The following is a 5,791-nucleotide window of genomic DNA, read 5'->3' as shown; positions in this document are numbered from 1 at the left end:
GCCGTTCGATGGAGTCGGTGTCGAAGGTGACGAAGGAGGTGTTCTTGCAGACGAAGTCCACCGCCCCGGCCTCCAGCGCCCGGATGGTGGCCGCCGCCCCTTCCGACGTCTCGTTGGAGACCATGATGGCGGGCGGGCCCTTTTCGCGCGTGATCGCCTGCACCGCCTCGATGCCGTCCATGATCGGCATGTTCAGGTCCATGGCGATGACGTGCGGCTTCAGCTTGCGCGACAGGCGCAGCGCCTCCGCACCGTTGCGCGCCTCCCCGACGATCTCGATGTCGTCGGCGGGTTCCAGCATCTTGCGCAGGGCCACGCGCACGAAGTTGGAATCGTCGACGATCAGAAGGCGGATGCGCGGCTGGGTCATGCGGACGCACCCGCGCGTTGCGGCGCCATCAGCCCTTCGGGCCGCAGCACCGGGACGAGGCGGCCGTCGATCCGCACGACCGCGGCGGTGGTGGCGTCGTCCATGGGATCGACCTCGTCGGCGGGCACCTTGCGGATGCGCTGGATGGCGTCGGCGATGACGGCGACGGTGCCGCCGCCGACCGGCACCAGGATCGCGACCCCCTTGTCCTGCGCCGTATGGACCAGCACGCGGCGCAGGTCGGCGACGGGCAGGATGTCGCCGTCCACGCCGGTGATGCCGTCGAAACGGATGGCGCCGCCGGGCAGGCGCCGGCATCCGCTGTACTCGACCACACGGTGCACCCGTTCGAACTCCAGCGCGTAGGTGCGTTCGCCCACGGCGATGGTGAGGAAGCGGCGCAACGCGCGCCGCGGCGGCTCCAGCCCGTCGGCCGGGCCGCCGGTCGCCGGAACCAGCCCGGCGATGCGGTCGAGTTGTTCGCTCACCATTCGCGCCCCGTTGCGCACGTCGATCCGGGTGCCATCGTAATCGACCGTGGCGCCGGGCGCACCGGCTTCCGTCACGATGCGGTCGGGGGCGACCCGCATCACCCCGCGCACGGCGCCCACCCGCAACGCCACCGGCCCGCGCGCCGTGCGGAAAGCGACCGCGTAGCCGTCGTCGCGGCCCTCCCCGAACAGCGGGTCGATCAGAAGCACCGGCCGGCGGCGCACCTGCGTCATGCCGCGCACCATGCGGGGGGCGTGCGGCAGGGGCTGCACCTCGGTGACGGCGAAGACCATCAGAAGCCCGTCCATCTCCAGCGCCAGCCGCCGGCCGCCGCATTCCACCACCAGCAGGCGGACGGAGGCGGCGCTGCGGCGCGGTCCCTCCTGTGGCGGGCCGCCGACCAGCACGGCGTCCTCCGGCACGTCCGCGAAGGGCATGCCACGGCCGATCGCGATGCGCGCCGGGTCGATGACCAGCGCGTCGGCGCCGTCGTGCGGAAAGCGGGCCACGATGGGCAGCGACGTCGCGTCCGGACCCGGCGCCCGCAGCGCCGGGTCCGTCACCGTGCCGCCGGTGCGGCCGGCGCGCAGGGCCAGCGCGCCGCGCGGCGTGCGCAGCACGACGAACCGCGTGCCCACCGTGCCGCGGTCCAGGCCCAGCGCCGGGTCGCCGGCCGGGTCGACCAGCGGCATCAGGCGCCCGCCGACGGCGGCGACACCCTCCACGTGCGGCGGGGCGAAGGGCAGGCGGGTGACGGCGCCGGCCTCGGCAATCTCGGCCACCGCTCCGGCATCCACGGCGAACCAGCCGCCGCCGCGCTCGAAGGTGAAGAAGCCGGCCGTCATGCCGCCTCCGCCAGCCGGTAGGCGAGGGCGCGCTCGCCCCGGTGCTTCTCGAAGCGCTGCGGCGCCGCCGGCTTGTCGGTGGTGCCCAGCACCAGCCAGCCGCCCGGCCCCAGCGCCGCCGCCAGCTGGCGCTGCGCCGCCTGGCGGGCGTCGTCGTCGAAGTAGATCAGCACGTTGCGGCAGGACACCAGGTCGAACCCCGTCTCCGGCGGTTCCGGCAGCATCAGGTTGTGCTGGCGGAAGCGCACGGCGCGGCGCGCGTCGGCGCGCACGCGGCGGGTGCCGGCCTCCGCCCCCTCGAGCGGCACGAACCAGCCGGCGTAGTCCGGCGGCAGGTCGCGGAAGGGGCCGAGACCTTCGCCGCCGTAGCAGGCGTTCTTCGCCTGCGCCACCGCCAGACGGCTGAGGTCGGTGCCCAGCACGTCCAGCGTCCAGCCGGTGACGATGCCGTGCCCCGTACGCTCCGCCTCGCCCAGGTCGGCCAGCGCCTCCAGCGCCACGATGGCCAGCGAATAGGCCTCCTCCCCCGTGGCGCAGCCGGCACTCCAGAGGCGGAGCGTACGTTCGCCCCGCGCGCGTCGGGCGGCGATGCTGGCCGGCAGCACGGTGGCGCGCAGGTGGGCGTGGTGCGGGATGTCGCGGAAGAAATAGGTCTCGTGGATCGTCAGGTTCTCGATGAAGCTCAGCCAGGCGGGGGAATCGGGGGGTGCCGCCTCGACGACGGCCACCCATTGCTCCAGCGCCGGCAGCGGCATGGAGGCCAGGATGCGGCACAGCTTGCGTTCCAGCGGCCGGTCGTGGCGGATGCCGCTCTTGCGCCGCACGTCGTCCAGCAGCCGCCGCGCGAAGACGGTGATGGCGGCGGCGATGGCCCCATCGTCCGCGCTGTGCGGGGGAACGGTCATGGCGGGCGGGTGTCTCCGGTTCGGCGGGGCGCCCATGATAGCCGCGTTCGGCGGGACACGCGAAGCGCCATTCGCATAGGATGGCATGCAGCGTGCCGGATTCGAGCCGTACGGGCGCCCGGTGGCAAAGGGCGGTCGATTTCGCTACAGTCGCGCCGGCCGCCGGTGAGCGGCGTGTGGTGCGAAAGGTGGATGGATGCCGATCGGAACGCGCATCGCGCTGGGTTTCGCGGCCGTGCTGCTGCTGACCGTGGTGGTCGCCGTGATCGGCTGGAACGGCCTGAACACCTATGCCGGCCGGGTCGAGCTGGCGAGCCGCACCGGCGCGCTCGACGACACGCTGAAGCTGACCCGCCTGGAGGAGGCCCGCTACGTCGAGGAGGGCAACGCCGCCGCCGCACAGCGCGTGCGCGCCCTGACCGACGACCTGAAGGAGCGCGCCACCGCGCTGCAGCCGGCCTTCGGCGACGGCGGGGCGGCGATCGGCGGGGTGCTGGCGGCGCTGGACACCTACCGGGCGGCGTTCGAGCAGTACGTGAAGCTGGAGGCCGACAAGCGCCGCAGCCTGGACGCGCTGAACAAAGGCGCCGCCGACCTGGAGCGCGTGGCCGACGCGTTGGCCGCCGCGCAGGCGGCGCGCGCCGGCGCGGCGCTGCCGGCCGCCAGGGGCGGCGACGGCGCCGCCGTGGCGGTGGTCGAGCAGGCGACGGCGCTGCGCCTGTTCGCCGCCGGCATGGTGCGCGAGGCACAGGCGGCGCTGCTGGGCGTGCGGCAATACCTTGTCGACGGCAGCGAGGCCGGGCGCAAGCGCCTGGGCCAGGGCGTGGAGCGCCTGCTGACGCTGAACGGCGACGTGCGCAAGGCGACCACCGATCTGGAGACGCTGAAGCAGCTCGACGCGCTGACGCCGATCGTCCTGGACCTGGAGCAGTCCTTCCTGATCGCCGCCGACATCGGCGAGCGGCAGGCGAAGATCCGCGACGGCATGAAGGCCGCCGCCGCCGGGGTGAGCGAGCGCGTCGGCGCCGTCGTCGCCCGCGAGATGGCGGTGCGCGAGGCCGGGCGCGCCGACGCCAGCCTGTTCATCACGCTGGGGGCGCTGGGGGCGCTGGCGTTGGGCGTGGTGTTCTCGGTGCTGATCGCGCGGGCGCTGACGCGGCCGATCACCGCCATCACCCAGGCGATCCAGCGTCTGTCGGAAGGCGACGTCACCGTCACCGTGCCCGGAACCGACCGGCGGGACGAGCTGGGCGCCATCGGCCTCGCCATTGCCAACGTCATCCGTGTGCTGCACGGCCTGCACGCCGAGATGCACCGCCTGTCGGGCGCCGTCCATGGCGCGGTGGAGCCGGCGCCGGCCGAGGCCATCGATTTCCGCGGCGCCTATGGCGAGATGGTGGCGCTGCTGCACGAGACGGGAGCCGCCTTCCGCGAGATCGGCGAGCAGGCGATCCAGGTGGCGGTCGCGGCCGGGCAGGCCAGCGTCGCCGTGGCGCAGGTCTCCGACGGTGCCTTGTCGCAGACGGAGGACCTGGACCAGGTGGCCACGGCCGTCAGCCAGTCCGCCCACGCCATCGCGCACGTCACGGAGAACACCCGCAACGCGTCGGACATGGTGAAGGCGGCGGCCGGCTTCGCCGAAAAGGGCAAGGCGGACATGGCGCGCCTGCTGACCGTGTCTCAGACCATCGCCGACAACTCCCGCCGCATCGGCCGCATCACCGAGGCGATCACCCAGATCGCCGTGAAGACCAACATCCTGTCGGTGAACGCCTCCATCGAGGCGGCGCGGGCCGGCGAGGCCGGCAAGGGCTTCGAAGTGGTGGCGGAGGAGGTCGGCAAGCTGGCCGACAACGCCGTGGAATCCGCCCGCCAGATCGCCGAGATCATCGAGGCGGCGAGCACGCTGGCGGAGGAGGGGATGGCGGTGACCGGTCAGGTCGGCCGCATGATGGAGGATCTGGCCGACCGCGTCGGCCACCTGGACCGCATGTTCCAGTCCGTCGCCGTGGCGATGGAGGAGCAGCAGAGTTCGGTGCGGGAGATCGAGGCGAACGTCGACAGCGTCCGCCTCGTCGCCCAGAAGAACGCCGCCGCGTCCGAGGAGATCGCCGCCACCATGCAGCAGCTCTCCCGCCTCGCCGACGAGACCCGCCAGCAGGTGGCGCGGTTCAAGGCGCTGTAGGCGCTTACCGCCGGCTGTTTATCGGCGGCTGATGCCGCGGCGGTCCATCTCATCCTCGATGGCGCGGCGTTCGCGCTGGAGCTGGCGCTGCTCGTCGGACACCCGGCCGAACTGGTCGCGCAGGTCGTTGTCGGACCAGCGGCTGTACTCGCTGCGGCCGGACTCCCGGCCGGTGTCGCGCCCCGCGTCGCGTGAGGAGGAGCCTTCCATCCGCCGCTCGCGCTCGTACCGCTCGGCATCGCGGGCGCGCTGCTCGTTTTCGTAGTTGTTCGGGTTGACCGCGCGGTTCAGCTGGTCGAGCGCGCCGCCCCAGCCGCCGCCCTGGCCCTGGTTCTGCTGCGCCTGCGCCGCCGGGCTCAGGGGAAGGCTCAGAAGAAGGAAGGTTCCGACCGCCGAGGCGGCCATGGTCAACGTACGCTTCATCGTCCACTCCCTCGATAGGCGCGGCCGGCGCTGCCGCCGGCCATGACCCGGACAACCGGGGAGGGGAGGGGATTGTTTCGTGTGGCGACGCAGATTTCAGCGCGCCAGGCGTTCCAGGTAGGCGACGACATCGTCGATGTCGCTGCGGCTCAGGTTCAGGTTGGGCATCGGCGGGTGCGGGTCGGTGAGCCACGCGCGCAGCCAGCGCTGGTCGGCAGCCCGGTTGCGGGCGATCTGCGGAAGGGGCGGTGCCGCGTCGCTGCCGCTGCGCCCTTCCGCCACGACGTGGCAGGCCGCGCACCAGCGCTCGGCGATGGCGCGCCCGTTCTGCGCGTCCGCCGCGCCGGCGGGTGCGGCCGGCACTGCGGCCAGCAGCGGTGTTGCCAGCAGCAGCGCGGCGGCGGCGAGGCGCTTCATCGCTTCACGCCCTTGAGGCTGAGCAGGTAGGCGACGATGTCGTCGGTCTGCTCGGCCGTCAGCCGGATGTTCGGCATGACGGGGTGCGAGGTCCGCAGATAGGCGCGCAGGGCCAGTTCGGTGATGCCGGCGTCCTGCACCCGCTCCACGAGGT

The 5,791-nt window shown here is 73.1% G+C and carries 6 protein-coding genes; 1 reads left to right on the top strand and 5 read right to left on the bottom strand.

Annotation, left to right across the window (positions count from 1 at the left end; translation table 11 throughout):
- The 3 genes from VED21_RS33515 to VED21_RS33505 form a co-directional block, all read right to left on the bottom strand.
- Window positions 1-370, bottom strand: a 370-nt coding sequence (locus VED21_RS33515) for a response regulator (protein ID WP_324890261.1), incomplete at its 3' end; no start/stop codon positions are given.
- Complete coding sequence (locus tag VED21_RS33510; protein WP_324890260.1) at window positions 367-1,707, bottom strand: chemotaxis protein CheW; 1,341 nt, start codon at window positions 1,705-1,707, stop codon at window positions 367-369. The genes VED21_RS33515 and VED21_RS33510, both read right to left, overlap by 4 nt.
- Complete coding sequence (locus VED21_RS33505; RefSeq protein ID WP_324890259.1) at window positions 1,704-2,612, bottom strand: CheR family methyltransferase; 909 nt, start codon at window positions 2,610-2,612, stop codon at window positions 1,704-1,706. The genes VED21_RS33510 and VED21_RS33505 overlap by 4 nt, the downstream gene beginning before the upstream one ends.
- Before the next feature lie 196 nt (window positions 2,613-2,808).
- Between VED21_RS33505 and VED21_RS33500 the strand changes: the two genes are divergently transcribed.
- The gene (locus VED21_RS33500; RefSeq protein ID WP_324890258.1) at window positions 2,809-4,797 is read left to right on the top strand and encodes a HAMP domain-containing methyl-accepting chemotaxis protein; all 1,989 of its coding nucleotides are present in this window, start codon (window positions 2,809-2,811) and stop codon (window positions 4,795-4,797) included.
- 18 nt (window positions 4,798-4,815) lie between these two features.
- Here VED21_RS33500 and VED21_RS33495 read toward each other — a convergent pair whose 3' ends face one another.
- Window positions 4,816-5,220 (bottom strand): hypothetical protein, encoded by a 405-nt coding sequence (locus VED21_RS33495; protein WP_324890257.1) that lies wholly within the window; start codon window positions 5,218-5,220, stop codon window positions 4,816-4,818.
- A 96-nt stretch (window positions 5,221-5,316) separates the two neighbouring features.
- Window positions 5,317-5,637: a cytochrome c gene (locus VED21_RS33490; RefSeq protein WP_324890256.1), complete on the bottom strand. Its 321-nt coding sequence runs from the start codon at window positions 5,635-5,637 to the stop codon at window positions 5,317-5,319.
- Window positions 5,638-5,791: the final 154 nt, after the last annotated feature.

Source organism: Azospirillum sp. (assembly GCF_035627195.1).
Classification (GTDB): Bacteria; Pseudomonadota; Alphaproteobacteria; order Azospirillales; family Azospirillaceae; genus Azospirillum.
The sequence above is the reverse complement of the archived record's forward strand: the minus strand, read 5'-3'. Positions and strand labels throughout refer to the sequence as shown.

Bases quoted from the DNA above. Each gene is read 5' to 3' on its own strand.
- VED21_RS33510 (WP_324890260.1), bottom strand. From the start codon at position 1,707: ATGACGGCCGGCTTCTTCACCTTCGAGCGCGGCGGCGGCTGGTTCGCC.
- VED21_RS33490 (WP_324890256.1), bottom strand. From the start codon at position 5,637: ATGAAGCGCCTCGCCGCCGCCGCGCTGCTGCTGGCAACACCGCTGCTG.
- VED21_RS33505 (WP_324890259.1), bottom strand. From the start codon at position 2,612: ATGACCGTTCCCCCGCACAGCGCGGACGATGGGGCCATCGCCGCCGCC.
- VED21_RS33495 (WP_324890257.1), bottom strand. From the start codon at position 5,220: ATGAAGCGTACGTTGACCATGGCCGCCTCGGCGGTCGGAACCTTCCTT.
- VED21_RS33500 (WP_324890258.1), top strand. From the start codon at position 2,809: ATGCCGATCGGAACGCGCATCGCGCTGGGTTTCGCGGCCGTGCTGCTG.